Source organism: Dyadobacter sp. CY327 (assembly GCF_021390415.1).
GTDB lineage: Bacteria > Bacteroidota > Bacteroidia > Cytophagales > Spirosomataceae > Dyadobacter > Dyadobacter chenhuakuii.
Window position 1 is genome coordinate 904,449 of the sequence record NZ_JAJUXJ010000007.1, and the last position, 14,486, is coordinate 918,934.

A 14,486-nucleotide genomic window follows, 5' to 3' on the forward strand; every position below is an offset into this window, starting at 1 on the left:
TTGGAATGCGTATTAAATGAAGCGCTTAGACAACGTCCAGCTTGTAGCCTGAGGCAAGCAGCCCTAAAAGGATCAGCCCGAGAATGATGCGGTAATAACCGAAAACTTTAAAACCATATTTGGTCAGAAAGCTGATAAAGAACTTGATAGCCAGCATAGCCACCACAAATGCAACTGCATTCCCGATCAAAAGCACTTTAATGTCTTCCGCTTGAATGGTATCGTAGGTTTTCAGCAACTTATAGCCGCCTGCTGCTGCCATGGTTGGCACTGCCAGAAAAAAGCTGAATTCTGCTGCCTGCTTGCGCGAAAGCCCCTGCAACATTCCGCCGATAATGGTGGAAGCTGATCTCGAAACGCCCGGAATCATGGCTATGCATTGAAAAAAACCGATTTTGAGCGCATCAAAGTAAGAAATCTCTCTTTCGCGGGTGTTATCGTTGGCAATGCGGTCGATGAAGATCAAAATGATACCGCCTACAAGCAGTGAAACGGCAACCACCACAACGTTTTCCAGCATCGCATCAATAAAATCATTGAGCAAAAACCCGATGACAGCGGCCGGAAGAAACGCTACAAATAATTTGAAATAGAAATCTGTGGTCTGGAAAAATCGCTTCCAGTAAAGCACCAGAACGGATAATATCGCACCAAACTGGATATTAACCGTGAACATTTTAGTGAATTCCAAATGACTGATCCCCATGAAAGAAGAGGCGATGATCATATGGCCGGTAGAGGAAACGGGCAAAAATTCGGTAATCCCTTCAACAATTGCTAAAATAATGGCTTGCCAAATGCTCATGAATTACGAGGTTTACGTAGAATCGCCCAAAACTCGATGATAAAGCCGCTAATGGTCACCAGCGGGCCCAATGTCAATCCCAGAAAGCCGAAACCGAATTCCGTGCTGTCGAATGTCATGATCAGGAATCCGGCAAGGATCAATGCAATGCCGATTAACATCGTCGTGTAGTTCGATGTCGAAAATGGAAGTTCGTTTTTTGTGTTGTTCATCAGTTTGCGATTTACTATGATCTGAACGGTAATGTTTTTTGAAAAGAATGCCTCAGTAAAGGTCATCCAGGGCCATTCTCAGATAGCGCGTAAGCGATTGGTAAGTGCTGGCTATGCCGATTAAAATGCCAAGAATAAGGACTGTTCCAACCAGGATAATGATCTTGTCATACTCCTGCAACATGCCCAAACCTTCCACATTCCGAACTGCAAGCTGTTGCAAACCAACCAGCAATGCACCGGCCAGAACGCCGCCGATCAGTCCCTGAATGGCGCCACGCATTACGTAAGGACGCTGGATAAAGCCATTGGTGGCTCCTACAAGCTGCATACTACGGATCAGGAAACGCTGGGAATAGATGGCAAGGCGGATGGTGTTGTTGACGAGCAACACGATGATAATCAGCATGATCAATGCAAAGCTGGCCAGGACCACGTAAATTTTGGTGACGTTACGGTTAATGTTATCTGCCAGATCTTCCTGATAAACGACCTCGTAAACGCCTTTGATCTTTTCCAGCTCTTTCTTGATCGCCTGCAATTTGGCTTCTTCGAAATAATCTTCCTGGATTTTTACACGGTAACTGTCACGCAAAGGGTTTTCGCCCAAGAAAGTAACAAAATCTTCCTTCGTCCCTTCAATAAATTCTTTGGCAGCTTCTTCTTTGGAAACAAAGGTGATCGGCTTTACTTCCGATGACGCAAGGACAAATGGTTTCGCCTGAATTACTTTTAATATGGAATCCTGGCCCGCCTGGGTTTCTTCTTTATTCAGGAATACGCGGACCTCAATGTTTTCACGGATAATGGAAACCAGTTTTTTGGATTGGATCACCAGCAGCCCGCAAAAACCGATCAGGAACAATGCAGCCGTGAGGCTCATTACAATCATTGCATTGGGGTAACTTCCAATCTTCTTTTTTTTAGGCATAAGAGCGTAAGGTTTCGCTTAGCAGTTGGTTCAGACTCAGGAATGAACGATGGCAAAAATAAGCATTATAATGGCATATGGACAGAAACAGCCGGTTTGTTAACTATTTTTAACTTTAACAAAACGGCGCAGGCTAGTTTCTCCGGCCCATTTCGTCGCGGATGCTGGCAGCTTTTTCGTAATCCTCTTTGGAAAGTGCGTCGTCGAGCATGCGTTGTAACTCGTCGAATGTAAGGTCACGCAGCTGGTCTTTGGATGATCCCGTTGTTCCCAACGTTTCTTTCACACCATCTTCCTCATCTTCTTCATCCTCTGTTAACGAGCTCGACACAATGCCTGCTTCGGAAAGAATGGCCTCGTAAGTGAAAATAGGAATGTCGAACCGTAAGCCGATGGCGATCGCGTCGGAAGGACGCGCGTCGATTTCCACTTCCCGAAGATTATCCGTGCAGACGATCTTGGCATAGAAAATGCCCTCTTTCAGGTCCGAAATGACGATTTCCTTTAATGTATAATTCATTCCATCCGCAAACGATTTAAAGAGATCGTGCGTCATCGGACGGTTTGGGACAATATTTTCTATCTGAACGGCAATGGCCTGTGCTTCGAACACACCAATAATGATGGGCAGGCGACGGTTACCCAGCTCTTCGCCCAGAACCAGTGCGAAGGAACCTGCCTGTGATTGGCTTGGAGACAGCCCGAGTATTTCTAACTTGATTTTTTTCACGTTTAAACTAAATGCGCAAGTTTGGTTAACAGTTGTGGTGAATATGCCTGAAAATGTATTCGAAGTTGCAAAAATAATTAACCCGTACTGCATAAAAAAATGAAGTACGGGTTAAGAATGTGCTCATTGACAGCCGGATGGAAATAAAGCGGCTTAATTATCTGATTTTTAAGCTATTTTTTCAAATGCGGCCAGTCAGTATTTATTACAATTAATTTCAATATGCGCAGAAATCGCATTTTTAGAGATTTTTCGCAGCTTCTGTCAGTTTTGGCAGAATTTCGAAAACATCGCCGACGATTCCATAGTCAGCTGCCTTGAAGAAGGGCGCTTCGGGATCCTTATTAATGACCACAATGCATTTGGAACCGTTCACGCCGGCCAGATGCTGGATGGCACCGGAAATCCCGCAGGCAATGTAAAGGTTCGGCGCAACTTTAATCCCCGTTTGGCCTATGTGCTCATGATGCGGACGCCAGTCGAGGTCCGAAACGGGCTTTGAACACCCCGTTGCTGCACCCAGTGCATGAGCGAGATCAACCAGCGGCTGCCAATGCTCAGGCCCTTTCATACCGCGACCGCCGGAAACGATAATCTGCGCTTCGGTAAGAGATAGTTCAGAATTCGCTTTCTCAACATTCACAACGGACGCCTTGAAGTCAGCATCACGCAATTGCGGGGAGAATGTCTCCACAACCGCATTTGCGGAAGCAACATCATCCTCATTGATCTCGATGACATTCTTCTTGATTACGAGGATTTTTACATCTGATTTCAATTCGGTTGTAGCAAAGGCTTTTCCGGTAAAAATCCCGCGTGTTACTTTAAATGAAGCATTAATTTCAGGCAAAGCTGTAACGCCGGAGACGACTCCCGCTTTCAACTTGGCCGCAGCACGGGCCGCCATGGCATCACCTAAGCCGGATTTGGAAAGAATGATAATTTTGCTGCCTTCCTGCCCGGCCGCCTGCGCCAATGCATCGGCATAGGCAAGGCTGTTTTCGTGCGATAGTTTTTGATCCGAGGCATGCAGGACTTTGACGGCGCCATAGTTTCCAGCAATTTCCAGTGCAGACGCATCCGCTTTGCCAATGGCCAGCACTACCGCCTTATCACCCGTTTTTTTCGCCACTTTTGCGCCGTAAGCCACAGCTTCCAGCGATGTTTTTTTGATAGAACCATTGTCCAGTTCTACATATATAAGGACTGACATTTCTTTCTGTTTTAATTAATGATTGTTTCAAAAGATCACAACACCTTTGCTTCTGTCTGCAATAGGCGGATCAATGTTCCGGCCTCGCTGGCCGGGATCATTTTGCATGCACCTTTCGGGGCAGGCAGGAAGTATTTTTCCGGCACGGTCATTTCGTCCACGGACACAGGTTCAACCACGGTTAGCGGCTTGGTACGCGCCGTCATAATGCCACGCATATTCGGGATTTTCCATTCTGCAATCGGTTCCTGACAGCCGAGGACGAGCGGCAGAGGCGCTTTCAGGATTTCTTTTCCACCATCGATTTCGCGGCTTATCGTAGCCGAACCGTCTGCAATGTCCAGTTTCATAACGGGGGAGTAGGAAGCGATTCCCAGCATTTCGCCCACCAAGCCATGCACTACACCACTGTTATAGTCAATCGATTCACGACCCATCAGGATCAGGTCATAGTTGTTTTGCTTAGCAACATCGGCAATCTGAACGGCCACGAAGTAAGAGTCGAGGGGATCGGCATTCACCCGGATCGCATCGTCGGCGCCGATTGCGAGTGCTTTGCGGATCTGTGGGTCGGCGTCGGCTTCGCCTACGTGCAGCACGGTTAATGTTCCTCCGGATTGTTCTTTTAATTCAACGCCCCTGGCCAGCGCGTAATCGTCGTACGGGCCGATAATGTATTGGATCCCGTTTTTATTAAGTCTGGTGTCGTTGTCCGTAAATGTTATCTTAGCGGTTGTATCGGGCACATTGGATATACAAACGAGTATTTTCATGAGCTTTTATTTAGAATTATTGCCTGGTATGAATATAACTTTGTCCGGGCAAATAAAGGGAAATCTTAAATAGTATGCAAGCATAATAATCCATAATGAACACCGCTTTACTCAACAATCTGATCAGCTTTTATGAGGAGGATCCCGCCGATCCGTTCAATGTTTATGCACTTGCCATCGAGTATGCCAAGTTTGATCCGGCGAAAGCTGCGCATTTCTTTGATATCCTTCTAAATGAGCATCCCGATTACCTGGCCACATACTATCACGCTGGTTCATTTTTTGCTGATAATGAAGATGTGGAAAAGGCTGAGGAAATTTATCGCAAAGGGGTGGCCCTGGCGCTTTTACAAAAAAATACCAAGGCACACCAGGAGCTTGTAAGGGCTTATAACAACTTTCTGGACGAAATGGACGACTAACTGATTGCAGCAAAAATTTGCTCATTGACGTAAAATGCCGTACCTTTCATGATTAGTAAGAGTACTACAATCCAGACTGCTTTCGGTAATTACTTCCTCTGCTCAGTTTAGTTTGATTTTTAAGGAGTTCCCTTGATTTACGGGATAGAAAAAATTATTCATTTAATATTATGGAAAAGGAATTATTTATTCCACTTGTGGTAAAGTGGGCACAGGCGCATGGGTTCAAGGATATCCAGGCCAATATGGAAGGATTTGAAACACCGAAGTCCTACGAACGGGCCGCCGATAATGCCAAATTTACCCCGGATGTTACAGGCGTAAATATGTTCAACAGGCACTATCTGGAAGTCTCAATGAAAACAGACCAGCTTCGGGGAAGTATCTCGAAATGGAAACTGCTCAGCGAGCTTGCAGGCATGAAAGGTGCTAAATTATATCTGATGGCGCCAAGAGGGCATGTCAGGTTCACACGCGAAATCATAGATCAGTACAACATTCCGGCGGAAGTTGTGAAGATCGATTAAAATAAAAAAGGGATTGTTAGCTTCAACAATCCCTTTTTCGTTTCTATGCCTGCGGATATTTCCATTCTCCCCGGTATTCCCTGCTCAAAAGCTTATTCGCTTCGGGATCACCTTCAATCGTCTCTTTTTCTCCGTCCCAGACGATGCTTCTGCCTAGTTTTAGCGAGAGCATGCCCAGCAGCGCCACATTGGTTGAACGCTGCCCGATCTCAATTTCACAAATTGGCGGCTTATTCGTCTTGATGGATTCGATGAAATTGGCCCAAAGTTCCTTAATATTCTGGTCGTCCGGTTTGTTAAGCCTGGCATCCTCGTGAATGATAGGTTTCTTTGGATCTGTCGGGTAAAATGTCCACCCATCCAGCCAACCCATATGAAATGTGCCTTCCGTTCCGTAGAAATAAACGCCTACGGCTTGCTGCGGATGTGTTTTCTCAGCATTGTTTGCGGCAAAATTCCGGTGTTCCCATTCCAGCGTAAAACCATCAAAATCATAAACCGCCACCTGATGGTCGGGTGCATCCGTACTGTCCTGGCGGATGGCCCGCCCGCCAGTTGAATAGATTTTCTTCGGATATTTTTGTTCGGACCACCACAAAACCTGGTCGAGCCAGTGAATGCCCCAGTCGCCTAATGTTCCGTTGGCAAAATTGAGATAGTTCCGGAACCCGCGCGGGTGCATGGTTTTGTTATAGGGCTGTAATTGCGCCGGACCGCAGTAAAAATCCCAGTCGAGTCCCTGCGGCGGTTCCGAATCAGGCGTTTTCTGTCCCGGGCCGCCGCCATAATGTACAAACGCCCGCGCCATGCCTATTTTTCCTGCTTTACCTGATTTCAGGAACTCCATGCCGGAAACATTGTGAGGCGAAACACGCCTGTGCGTTCCTACCTGGACGATTTTCCCATGCTTACGCGTCGCATTCACCATTGCCCGTCCTTCCTTGATCGTATGCGAAATGGGCTTCTCCACATACACGTGCGCACCCGACTCGATGGCTGCAATACAGCACAACGCATGCCAGTGATCCGGCGTCGCAACGATCACCACTTCCGGCTTTTCGTTCGCCAGCAGTTCGCGGTAATCCTTATATATTTTTGGTTTGTCCGGCGTTAGCTTGGACATTTCCGCAGCGCAGACTTTGAGCTGGTTATCATCCACATCACAAAGCGCAACCAGTTTGTTTTCTCCCGATTGCAGCGCGCAGCGCAGGATATTGGTTCCCCACCATCCCGTTCCGATCAGCGCCGTGCGGTAAGGCGCGGCGCGGCTAATGGCGCTCAGGAGTGGCAGCGATGAAAAGGCCGCACTGGATAGTGCCACACTGGATAGTGCTGCACCCGCAAGGGCCGACTTCTCTATAAAGTTTCTACGATCCATTTTAATGTTCTTAAACTATTTCTTTGTGAGTCTTTCAATCAGCCAGTTGTTCATGATATCCTTTTCTTCCTGGTAGGTCCAGTGCCCGGTGTCCAGGAAAAGTTTCAGCTCTTTTGGCGCAGTGGTAACATTATAGGCCGCGTACATGGAAGTAGGAGGGCAGGTTTCATCATTATATCCCCAGATATAAAATCCCGGCACTTTAACCCTTCTGGCGAAATTCACCACATCATAGTAAGCCACCGTCGCCACTTTTTCTTTCGTATTATTCCATTTCACGCCGTTCTTATCAAAATAATGCGGCCATCCGCCCGCGCGTCCGTGCAGGTAACCTGTTACATCGCTCAATGCAGGGTAAAATGCGCCCAGCCATTTCACGCGCGGATCGAGCCCGGCTGTGATGATGGATAATGCACCTCCCTGGCTTCCGCCGGTTACTGCCAGGTTGGTACCGTCATATTGCGGCAGGCTGGTCAGGAAATCGTTGGCACGCACGCAGCCGAGGTAAACCCTTTTATAATAAAACTTATCGCGGTCATCCATATTATAAGCAGGATAACCATTCAAAAGTCCCTGGCCCATATCCAAATACACCGAAGGATCCATTGTCACGGGAATGCCGTGAATGCCGATTTCCAGTGTAATAATGTTGTTCTCGGCAGTGGCTACATCGCCATAGTAAGCTCTCACGCCTGCGCCGGGAACCCTCAGTAATGCAGGATATTTTCCTTCTTTTTTTGGAATGCTCAGAATACCATAAACGCGGACGCCTTTCCGGTTGTTTTGCAGGTTAAGGTGATACACATTCACCTTTTCAGTGCAACGTTCGGGCAGGAGCGTCATTTTTGCGTCCATAGGAACAGCGGCAAGTTCTTGTTTAGCCGTCGCCCAGAATGTGTCGAAATCCTGTGGGTTGGCAACGGTAGGTTCAATTTTTTGAGGGTCAAAACCAGCTGTGGCCAGGCCGCGATATTCGTTTCCGTCCACGGTAACCCATGCAATGCATCTCAGGAAGCCAGGCGTCTTGAGTGTTCCGCCGTCAATGGTCAGTTTGCCGTCAGCGGCTGTTTTGGTTTCCTTAATGGTTGGATCCAATTTTTCCAAACCGATCTCGTAGCGGACAGAAGCATTTTTTACCATATTTCCATTTCTCATCACAGTCACCAGGAATTGCACTTTGTCGCCGGTTCTGTAAGTCCAGTCATCTCGGTCCATGGTAACGATCACTTCCACAGGGCGCCTTGCGGGCTGTGCGATAGCGGTTAATAATGAGAGCCAGAAAAGCGCGGCCAATGGTAAAAAACGATTTTTCATAAGTGGACAGATTTCGTCAATTAAGTTAAAATGATTTCAGCTTGTAACGTAAAAGTGACACGCTGCCGGAATCTTTAATAAAAACAGGATAATTTTTGCGAATTGCAGTAATTTGCTTCTCTTTAATTACGGCCTTCGGGGCTGGATCAGTAATATTTTAAAAAGCAGATTTTGATCAGGATTAATAAATACATCAGCGAAACAGGTTTTTGTTCAAGGCGGGAAGCGGATAAGCTGGTGGAACAAGGCCGCGTTTCGCTGAACGGCAGAACGGCTGTTCTGGGTGATAAGGCTTCGGCCGAGGATGAAGTAAAAATTGATGGTAAGCCGCTGAAAGTCAGGAAAGCATCGGTTTATATTGCATTTAACAAACCTGTGGGCATAACCTGCACAACGGAGCGCGATGTGAAGGGAAACATCATTGATTACATCCGGCACCCCGAACGCATTTTCCCGATCGGCAGACTGGACAAACCTTCCGAAGGCCTCATTTTCCTGACCAGCGATGGCGACATTGTGAACAAGATATTAAGGGCCGGAAACAACCACGAAAAGGAATATGTAGTAACCGTCGATAAACAGATCACGCCAGAATTTGTCGCTAAAATGTCGGCCGGCGTTCCCGTCCTCGGCACGATTACCAAAAAGTGTTACGTCAAAAAGGAAGGCAGTCATGTTTTCACCATTATCCTGACCCAGGGCCTGAACCGACAGATCCGGCGCATGTGCGAATATCTGGGCTATCGCGTGACGAAACTGAAACGGGTCAGGATCATGAATGTTACACTGGATGATTTGCCCACCGGGAAATGGCGAAACCTGACGGCTGAGGAATTGCAGACGATTAACGCTGCTGTGGAGAATTCTGTGAAAACAGAGGAAGGTTCATATCTCTCCGGCTGGGAAGAGTAGGTTTAAATTGAACAAACAAAGAAAAATTTGTCGGAATTGTCTAAATTTATAATGAAATATTGAAATAAAACCTTTCCCCGGATCTTCATGAAAACCTGGTCTCTGCTTTTCGTACTGCTGTTTTCTGGAAATCTAGTACACGGGCAGATCAACGATATTTATCGGGTCAAGAACGGCTCTGACGTCACGAAGGTTATCCCTTTCACAGAACGTTACCAGTTTGAAAAGTTTCAGGACGGACACGTGCTGTTTCGCAATGGAAAAACCTCCAAAGCGCAAATGAATTACAGTCTGGTTCATGGCGAGGTGTTGTTTGTAGACGCCAAAAAAGATACGCTGATGTTCAACGATAATTCATTTATCAACAAAATCTTCGTAGGGGATAATCTTTATTTTTACGCCAAAGGCCATGGCCACGTGCATGCAATCCGGGATTATAGTGGTGTGAGATTGGGTAAAAAGCAGTTTCTGGTGCGGATGGGCAATGAGAAATATGCTTCCTATGAGCAATATTCGGCTACTTCTGCAATTTCCAGTTATTCCTCATTTGTAAATCAAAATGGCAACTTGCAAAATTTAGAGAGTAATGTCAAAGTGATCTTAAAGCGAAGATCCATTTTCTTTTTAATAGATAAAAATGAGCGCGTTGTGTTTGCCACGCGGCCCAATCTTCTCAAAATTTATCCCAAAAACAAAAGGAAGCTTAACGAATATCTCCGTGAGAACGAGACCAGTTTCGAGAAAGAAGCGGATCTGAAAAAAGTGCTGGAATTTGCCAGCAGTCTCGAATAACCTTGAATTTGAGCGATTTTTGAGACGTATAATGTGGATCGGAGGCTTGGAATGATTTTTTAGGTTTCCGTGAAAACTTATTCTCTATGAAGGAAAACGTCTCCAAGATCCTCGTTTGGGTATTATTACTGATTGCCATTCCAGCCGGTTTGTATTTCGGCAAAACCTTTCTCGCGCCACTTGCTATCGGCGCAGTTCTTTCCATGATGCTCATTCCGATAATGGACTGGCTGATGTCAAAAGGCCTTGCCAAGGGCTGGGCAGTTGCCGGAAGCACGGTAACATTGCTGCTGTTCCTGGTTTTTCTGGGATCGCTGATTACCATTCAGGTTAAAATGATATCCAAAGACTGGCCGGAAATTGAGAAAAAGTCAGTGCAGTATCTGGAAGACGGACAAAAATTTATAGAAGACAAAACCGGGCTGGATCCCGACGAGCAGCTTGCTCAGGCGAAAACAATGGTATCCAAGCTGGGAAGCGGCAGTCCGGCGGCCATTGGTTCGGTAGGAGGGGCCATTGCCAATGTTATCCTCATTATCGTATATGTAGTGCTGTTGCTTTCGCAGCGGGAGCGTTTTAAGGAATTTATCTTGATTAATTTCCCTAAACAGGACCATGTGCGCGTGCGTAAAGCCTTGAAAGATATTCGCAAAACATCCGGCGGCTATTTCTACGGAATGTTAAAGGCAATGATCATCCTCGCCATCCTTTACGGAACCGGTTTTATGATCGGAGGCGTTAAGTATGCATTTTTGCTGGCGCTGATTGCGGCGGTTTTCTCATTTATTCCTTACGTGGGAAATGCGATAGGCGGTGGATTGGCAGCTTTGTTAGCCTTGGTTTCAGGCGGTCCGTCGAGCGTTTTGGTTGTGGTCATAGTCATGTTTGCTGCCCAGATGATCGATAATTACATCACCCAGCCTTATGTCGTAGGTAAAGAAGTGGATCTTAATCCGTTCATGACCATTACTTCGGTTGTTGCTTTCGGTGTGCTATGGGGCGTTGCGGGAGCTATAATCGCCATTCCGATCACAGGGATTTTGCGGGTCGCATTTCAATATTTGCCTCATACCAAATCACTGGCTTTCCTGATGGGGAATGAAAAGCCAGTGATGGATCTTGAAGGCGTGAAGCATCAGGTAGATGAACGAAACAGCGCGTAGGCAATAGCCAGGCGCGTTTCCAGCTCATTCCTTCTACATTAATATGTTATTAACAGCCTTGATGGGCGCCGGAATGTTTTCCTCATTCAGCATTTCGCGGAGATCAATTTCAATGGTGCGGCAAATCGCTGTCATTGGAACATCGTTGATCGCATTCTCGAATGGGTTTTCGCTCGTGTCACCCACGACTTCCATGGTGTAAAACACCCAGCCGATGATGATATAGCTCGGGATCGCAAGCCATACCAGATTTTCGCCCAGTTTAGCGAATTCGCCGATGAGTCCGAAAGGTAAAATGGCGAGAAAAAGCCAGACAAAAACTTTGGAGAAAAAGGCATACTGGCGTGGAAAAGGGAAGTTTTTGATCCTTTCGGCAGCGCCCTGCTGGTTGTAAAATTCCTGAATCACATTCATCATATGAAAGTAAAACAGCTCATTGATCGCGCCTTTACGGAAAACAGCATCAAGCTGCTTCGCCTGTGCTTTAAGGATATGCGTTGCGGGATTTTTTTTGGATAAATAATACGCTACTTCATCGCCGGGCAAAAGGCCGTTTAATGTATGCAAAAGTGGAAATTCATCCGGATCGCGCTGGTCGGCCACCACGTGGTGCGCGATGGAATGTTTATCATCCCAAACACTTTTTGCGCGCAACTGCAACCGTACTGCATTGATATAAGCAATGTGCCTGTGAATGAGCGTAGTGCTTATTTCCTTCACATTATGCTCAGGATCATCGGGTAAGGGCTGAATGTAAGTGGCTGAAAATGTTCCCCAGCTCCGGCTGGCGTTGACAATGGCACCCCAGATGCGCCTCGCTTCCCAAAGCCTTTCATAAGAAGAGTTGTTTTTAAAACCCACATAAAATGCCACAGCCGTACCAATCAACCCGATCGGAACGAAGGAGATGCCGAGCGTAATGCCGGAAATATAACTCAACGTGCAGAGTAATGTGGCGTAAGCAAAAAAGATCAGGATCGGCCTCCATGCGAAGGACATAACGATCCCCAGTTTAATTTCTCGGGCGGTATACATTCAGTTTAATAGAAAGGTGTTGTTAACAAGCACTAAGGTTTCAATTTTAGGTCAAAACGCGGACAGGCAATGCGGTGAACCGGATAATTTCAAACATTAAGCTTCCGAAACCGGAAGTGGAAATTTTTATCATTCCAATGCAAAAGCTACATATTGATTGCCCTTCCTGGTTCCCAGCTTGGTTCCGCCGCAGGCGATTACTACGAACTGCCTGCCATTGACTGCGTAAGTGGAAGGCGTTGCGAAGCCGGCTGCCGGAAGGAGTGTTTCCCAAAGCAGCTTGCCGTTTTTCTTATCAAACACCCTAAATTTCCCGTCTTTTGTCGCTGCTATGAACAATAAGCCGCTCGCTGTCACGACCGGTCCGCCGTAATTTTCTGTTCCGGTTGTGGGATATCCCTGCTTTTTCAGCGATTCCACTTCGCCGAAAGGAATGCGCCACAGGAATTCCCCGGTGTTGAGATTAATGGCATTCAATGTTCCCCAGGGCGGCGAAATCGCAGGAAGGCCGTTGGCATCGAGGAATTTGTTATAACCCGTGCTTTGGTAAGGCAGATACACTTTATTGGAAGCTGTCGTAACAGAAGTGGCTTCCACTTTCTCTTCGTCGAATAAAAAGGCAACAAGTGCCTGTTTTTCATCAGCAGAAAGCGTTGTAAAACCCGGCATCATTCCCTTCCCGGATGTAATGATCTGGCTTACGAATCCTCGGTCGCGGCGGGCGCCGATGTTGACCAGCGAGGGGTAACCGCTTTTGGCGTTGCCTTTGCGCTGCGGCCCGTGGCAGGTTACACAATTGGTGGTGTAAACTTTCTCTCCGGGACTCAGATTGGTCATTTCGCTCGCTTTCGGCGTATCTTTCATGGTGAGTATCCAGGCCATTTCGTTGCTGTTGACATACATGATGCCATCTTCGGGATCAGCTGCCGCACCGCCCCATTCCGCGCCGCCGTCAAAGCCTGGGAGAATGATGGTCCCTTCCTTGCTGGGTGCGGCAAACAATGCTTTTTTATAACTTTTAAATTTGATAACCAAAGAATCCCGATCCGGCGCGTAGGGGCTTATGTCCTTCTCTGTCAATGTGTAAGCTTGCCTTGCATAGGAGGCTGGTTTGGTAGGAACGGGCTGGGTCGGCCATGGGAATTCGCCCGGTAATGCGTCTTTGGGTGCGGTTACTTCGCGTATCGGAAACAATGGTTTTCCTGTCACACGGTCAAAAATGAAAACATATCCTTGCTTGCTGACCTGTGCGACGGCGTCGATTTTCATGGGTTGTCCGTCCGGGCCTTTCTTTGTGACGGTGATCAGGTTAGGAGGCGCAGGCAGGTCGCGGTCCCAAATATCGTGGTGCATGGTCTGGTAGTGCCATAAGCGCTTCCCGGTCCTTGCGTCGAGTGCGATAAGGCAGTTTGCGAACAGGTTTGCACCTTTTCTTTTACCACCATAAAAATCGTATCCCGCTGAACCGGTGGGCACATACAATATCCCGCGATCCCGGTCAATGGCCGTTCCGGCCCAGTTGTTGGCGGCTCCTGTGAATGTATTTTTGTAAGCATCCGGCGGGAATGTTTCGTAGCCGAATTCTCCCGGGTAAGGGATCGTGTGAAACGTCCACACAAGCTTGCCCGTCCGCACATTGAATGCTCGCAAGTCGCCAGGTGCTGCATCCGAATCCTCGGAAAGACGGACCGGCATGACGATCAGGTCTTCAAAAATAGTCCCAGGGGTGTTGGAAACCATGTATTTGTCTTTTGCAATGTCGGGTAAGCCTGCGCGCAGGTCTATTTTTCCTTTGTCGCCAAAACTTTCGACCGGCTTTCCCGTTTTCGCATCCAGCGCGTACAGGAACGGGCCCATGGCGTGCATTATGCGCTTGTCCTCACCGTCGCTCCAATAAGTAAGCCCGCGGCTTGTGTTGGAGCCATTTTTTGATTTATCCCCAAAAATCCAGATCTGCTTCCCGGTAGCTGCGTCCAGAGCAAACGCCTGGACCATGTTGGTAACCCCGTATAAAACGCCGTCGACAATGATCGGATTCACCTGCGTTTGTCCCGAATCGGGCATGGCGTAAGTCCAGGCTACTTTCAATTTTGAAACATTCTGGCGGTTGATCTGCGTGAGCGGCGAGTAATGGTTACGGTCCGGGCCGCCCAGGTATTCGGGCCATTCGGTGCTTTGCGCGGGTTTTGTTTCAAATTTTTGCTGCTGCGTGGCAACCAGGAACAGTGCCGACGCAGCGATGCAAATTGAAAGTGGCTTTAACATATAAGGGCTTAATG

15 protein-coding genes are annotated in these 14,486 nt (G+C 47.4%); 5 read left to right on the top strand and 10 right to left on the bottom strand.

All coding sequences use genetic code 11. The annotated features are described in order from the left end of the window. Positions 1-25: 25 nt before the first annotated feature. The 6 genes from LZG74_RS20220 to LZG74_RS20245 form a co-directional block, all read right to left on the bottom strand. Positions 26-805, bottom strand: a complete 780-nt coding sequence (locus LZG74_RS20220; protein ID WP_233798317.1) for an undecaprenyl-diphosphate phosphatase — start codon at positions 803-805, stop codon at positions 26-28. After that, positions 802-1,017, bottom strand: a complete 216-nt coding sequence (locus tag LZG74_RS20225; RefSeq protein WP_026632116.1) for a DUF3098 domain-containing protein — start codon at positions 1,015-1,017, stop codon at positions 802-804. The genes LZG74_RS20220 and LZG74_RS20225 overlap by 4 nt, the downstream gene beginning before the upstream one ends. Before the next feature lie 52 nt (positions 1,018-1,069). Then, positions 1,070-1,948: an ABC transporter permease gene (locus LZG74_RS20230; RefSeq protein WP_233798318.1), complete on the bottom strand. Its 879-nt coding sequence runs from the start codon at positions 1,946-1,948 to the stop codon at positions 1,070-1,072. Positions 1,949-2,081: 133 nt separating this feature from the next. Continuing rightward, complete coding sequence (locus LZG74_RS20235) at positions 2,082-2,678, bottom strand: bifunctional nuclease family protein (protein WP_026632114.1); 597 nt, start codon at positions 2,676-2,678, stop codon at positions 2,082-2,084. 241 nt (positions 2,679-2,919) lie between these two features. Then, positions 2,920-3,891 (bottom strand): electron transfer flavoprotein subunit alpha/FixB family protein, encoded by a 972-nt coding sequence (locus LZG74_RS20240; RefSeq protein WP_233798319.1) that lies wholly within the window; start codon positions 3,889-3,891, stop codon positions 2,920-2,922. Between the two features lie 35 nt (positions 3,892-3,926). Further along, positions 3,927-4,664, bottom strand: coding sequence for an electron transfer flavoprotein subunit beta/FixA family protein (locus LZG74_RS20245; RefSeq protein ID WP_233798320.1), 738 nt, complete (start codon positions 4,662-4,664; stop codon positions 3,927-3,929). A gap of 95 nt (positions 4,665-4,759) precedes the next feature. On the opposite strand from LZG74_RS20245, the gene LZG74_RS20250 reads away from it, so the two are divergent. Together LZG74_RS20250 and LZG74_RS20255 are read left to right on the top strand one after the other, a co-directional pair. Beyond that, a complete protein-coding gene (locus LZG74_RS20250; RefSeq protein WP_233798321.1) occupies positions 4,760-5,086 on the top strand; it encodes a tetratricopeptide repeat protein in 327 nt (108 codons plus the stop codon). A gap of 170 nt (positions 5,087-5,256) precedes the next feature. Next, the gene (locus tag LZG74_RS20255) at positions 5,257-5,613 is read left to right on the top strand and encodes a hypothetical protein (RefSeq protein ID WP_026632110.1); all 357 of its coding nucleotides are present in this window, start codon (positions 5,257-5,259) and stop codon (positions 5,611-5,613) included. A 43-nt stretch (positions 5,614-5,656) separates the two neighbouring features. Here LZG74_RS20255 and LZG74_RS20260 read toward each other — a convergent pair whose 3' ends face one another. Further along, positions 5,657-6,991, bottom strand: coding sequence for a Gfo/Idh/MocA family protein (locus tag LZG74_RS20260; protein ID WP_233798322.1), 1,335 nt, complete (start codon positions 6,989-6,991; stop codon positions 5,657-5,659). A gap of 15 nt (positions 6,992-7,006) precedes the next feature. Then, positions 7,007-8,305: an acetylxylan esterase gene (locus LZG74_RS20265; RefSeq protein ID WP_233798323.1), complete on the bottom strand. Its 1,299-nt coding sequence runs from the start codon at positions 8,303-8,305 to the stop codon at positions 7,007-7,009. 171 nt (positions 8,306-8,476) lie between these two features. On the opposite strand from LZG74_RS20265, the gene rluF reads away from it, so the two are divergent. From rluF to LZG74_RS20280, 3 genes are all read left to right on the top strand, one after another. Further along, the gene (gene rluF, locus LZG74_RS20270) at positions 8,477-9,217 is read left to right on the top strand and encodes a 23S rRNA pseudouridine(2604) synthase RluF (protein ID WP_233798324.1); all 741 of its coding nucleotides are present in this window, start codon (positions 8,477-8,479) and stop codon (positions 9,215-9,217) included. Positions 9,218-9,304: 87 nt separating this feature from the next. Then, the gene (locus LZG74_RS20275; protein WP_233798325.1) at positions 9,305-10,009 is read left to right on the top strand and encodes a hypothetical protein; all 705 of its coding nucleotides are present in this window, start codon (positions 9,305-9,307) and stop codon (positions 10,007-10,009) included. Between the two features lie 86 nt (positions 10,010-10,095). Next, on the top strand, positions 10,096-11,172 hold the full coding sequence (locus LZG74_RS20280; protein WP_233798326.1) for an AI-2E family transporter: 1,077 nt from the start codon (positions 10,096-10,098) through the stop codon (positions 11,170-11,172). Between the two features lie 33 nt (positions 11,173-11,205). Here the strand turns inward: LZG74_RS20280 and LZG74_RS20285 are convergent, their stop codons facing one another. Further along, positions 11,206-12,207 carry a bestrophin family protein gene (locus tag LZG74_RS20285; protein ID WP_233798327.1) on the bottom strand — a complete coding sequence of 334 codons (1,002 nt, stop codon included), beginning with the start codon at positions 12,205-12,207 and terminating at the stop codon, positions 11,206-11,208. 129 nt (positions 12,208-12,336) lie between these two features. Next, complete coding sequence (locus LZG74_RS20290) at positions 12,337-14,472, bottom strand: PQQ-binding-like beta-propeller repeat protein (RefSeq protein WP_233798328.1); 2,136 nt, start codon at positions 14,470-14,472, stop codon at positions 12,337-12,339. Between the last annotated feature and the right edge of the window lie 14 nt (positions 14,473-14,486).